Source organism: Desertibacillus haloalkaliphilus, assembly GCF_019039105.1.
In the GTDB taxonomy this organism is placed as follows: Bacteria; Bacillota; Bacilli; order Bacillales; family KJ1-10-99; genus Desertibacillus; species Desertibacillus haloalkaliphilus.
This window is the reverse complement of the sequence record NZ_JAHPIV010000185.1, coordinates 1-419: the sequence shown is the minus strand read 5'-3', so window position 1 is coordinate 419 and position 419 is coordinate 1. Positions and strand designations below refer to the sequence as shown.

1 protein-coding gene is annotated in these 419 nt (G+C 43.9%); it reads left to right on the top strand.

Annotation, left to right across the window (positions count from 1 at the left end; translation table 11 throughout):
* Positions 1-37: 37 nt before the first annotated feature.
* Positions 38-419: hypothetical protein (locus tag KH400_RS21460; RefSeq protein WP_217228103.1), on the top strand; the 382-nt coding region annotated here is incomplete at its 3' end.

Below are 419 nucleotides of genomic sequence, written 5' to 3'. Positions count from 1 at the left end.
AAGTGGTCCTAATTTAGCAAGATTAATAGGAGAATATTTGAGAGAGGCTCCACCAGGGGTAGCGGGGCTAGCAGAAATTGAATGGTGGCCGGAATACCTAGTAAGTGAGCTGGAAAATGAGTTAAAAGAATGGAAAGTCCGGGATATTGGCCCGGAAATTCGACAGAATCGAAAAAAACCATCGGCTAATGAGCTTAAACTATTGCAGGAAAGTGCAAAAATAAGCGCGACAGCAGTAGAGGCCGGAATGGATCATACCCTATCAAACTCTGAAAGGGCTGGGAAAGCTGAGTTGGTGGCTCGAATGTCTGGTGTTGAAGATATTTTTGTGTTCTGTCATACAAGTACTGAGGAAGCTGATACGGTTGAAGTTATTTCCGAGTATCGAGGTTATTGGACCATTGCAGCTAGAGTGATTG